Source organism: Shewanella olleyana, assembly GCF_023283825.1.
GTDB lineage: Bacteria > Pseudomonadota > Gammaproteobacteria > Enterobacterales > Shewanellaceae > Shewanella > Shewanella olleyana.
Genome location: NZ_JAKILD010000061.1, coordinates 1 through 2,324 on the forward strand (window position 1 = coordinate 1; position 2,324 = coordinate 2,324).

A 2,324-nucleotide genomic window follows, 5' to 3' on the forward strand; every position below is an offset into this window, starting at 1 on the left:
TTTCTGACTTTGATAATTTAACTAGTTCAATAGGTGTGTAGTTTTTCAAAGAATAAAATGATTTGGAAATGATGAACACATTAGATCATAATTAATTGCGGATTGGTATAACTCAACTTTTTTCTTGAAGCATCATTTTTAAACTGCACTTGTCGGCCCGTTTTTATCGGTGGTTTTCGCATGCATTGCTGTTGTAGTGGACAGGTTTTGCAGTCTTTTAAATAACCACAAAATCGGGTGTATTCTTGGTTATAGCTTTTAACATTGATACCGCTTCGCCACATCTCATTACCTGCTGGACATCGGCAGGTTTGTGTTGTGTCGTCATAATGGAAGTCATCTGAGGTAAACAATCTAGACTTACCATTACGCCGTTTTAATCTGCGCTTTTCTTGTTCTGTTTCGTAGGTTTCACTGTCTTTAAACAACGGGGTTCGTTTTCTAAATTGATTATCTGCAATGTAAACATCAAAGCCACTTTGTGCCATAAATGCCAGATTAGCTTCGCTGTTGAACCCACTGTCTGCGGTAAATTTAATCGTGTGTTCGCTTGAGGGGTTAACAGGATTGAGCTTATCGAGTTGTTGTTTTAATTGTGTGACTGCTGGCTGAAGCGTTTGTTGCTCACCGACCGAGCCCCACGTTTGTGCTTGTAAGATAATTTGATGTTTATCATCGTTTATCGCAATACCATTGTAGCCTTGAATAGTGCCTTTGGAGGTGGTCATCTTTGCGCTATCAGGGTCAGTGATATTACTTTTAACAGGCTTACCTTGGCTGCCTAATTTTTCTTGATGTGTAGTAAGAAACTCTGTGATTTTAGCGGCGCTTTTATCGAGCTTTTCTTTTTGCTTTAAGTCTTGTGTAACGAGCTCTTCACTCAAACCATCTTGCGCTTGGTGACGCTCAAGAATACGTTGACTTGCGCGCTGTAACTTGGCTTTCTTACGGCCGAGCTCATCGAACGTGCCGCTCCATTCTTTGCTCGCATTCGACTTCATCTTACAGCCATCAATGGCAAACATGTTGCGGCCTATCAAACCCTCTTCGTCACATATCATCAGCACTTGGGTAAACAATGGCGCTATTTGCTGGTGTATTTTAGCCACAAAACCGGCTATGGATGTGTAATGGGGTTGAACATCGCCCGACACGCTCATAAACAAAATATTGTTCTCACACGCTTTAGCAATGCGCCGACTGCTCATTAAACCGTGCGCATAGCCCAGTAAAATAATTTTGAGCATCACAGCCGGTGAATACGCTGCAGCGCCTGTTTTATCGTTGTGATACCACGCATCAAACCCCGATAAATCGAGTTTGTTTTCAATAATATAACAAAGGGCATATTCAAATGTACCAGGCAGAATTTGCTCAGAAAAATTGATGGGAATAAATTTACTTTGGCAGGATAAGTCAGGCTTGTAGTTGGCCATAACAATTTACTGTGAGTGAATAATATCTATTAGATCACAGACATCGACACGCCACAAGCTCAAAAAACAACCAGACGACTTTGTTTGTGAAAAAACGTTGGAACGTCATTTTTGGAGAAATTCTACAGCCTCAACGCCCAACTAACGGGTAAATAATAGTTGGTTAAAATAAGCGACGAAGGAGCAAAAACCAACTGTTACTTGTCTATTTAAGCGCCTTGTCATAAGCATTTTTTAGCTGACATAGTGATATTCATTATATTCTTCACTGTGCTGTAATTTTCTTCTTTATTTCTTATATCGACAGAAATGTAATTGCCATTTTGGATAAAATTTTTGAGTTTAGGGCTAGAGCATACTTTATCTGTGACATAAGCTCTGGAGTTTTGTTTTACCAACTCAATATTTTTAGGTTTTTCACCTAATCCACTAATTTCTAGTGCTATAGAAATAGTCTTACCTTGAGAGGAAAACCAAACCATTTCTATTCGTTCATCACCATCAGTAAAGTATTCTTGAAAGCTAGACTTTAATTCTTCTTGTGGGTTTGGCTTCACAAAGTCACTATAGATTATATGACTCAAATTCAAGACAACAATAACGATAGCTAATATAGATAATACTTTCTTAATATTCACAACAGTCCATTAAATGCTTATAACGCCGCATTAAGTGGAAAATAATGGTTGGCTATAATCGCGAAGCCATGGCCAACTGTTATTTTTCCATTTAAATGCCTTGTTGAACGAAGCCGCTCCGCGGCAGGAAAAATAAAAGCTCACCTTTACTCATCCATCTTAAATACTTACTAGACCTTGCCAACCTTGGCATTAATCTAGGAGTATCACCATGAACGCATCCGAGCAACAACGCTTTGATTTTCTTTAT

General features: G+C 38.9%; 1 protein-coding gene and 1 pseudogene. Both read right to left on the reverse strand.

The window, feature by feature from the left end; translation table 11 throughout:
• Positions 1–83: 83 nt before the first annotated feature.
• Positions 84–1,436: pseudogene (locus L2735_RS19790) on the reverse strand (transposase); the annotation flags it as partial.
• A gap of 221 nt (positions 1,437–1,657) precedes the next feature.
• Positions 1,658–2,074: a hypothetical protein gene (locus L2735_RS19795; protein WP_248986304.1), complete on the reverse strand. Its 417-nt coding sequence runs from the start codon at positions 2,072–2,074 to the stop codon at positions 1,658–1,660.
• Positions 2,075–2,324: the final 250 nt, after the last annotated feature.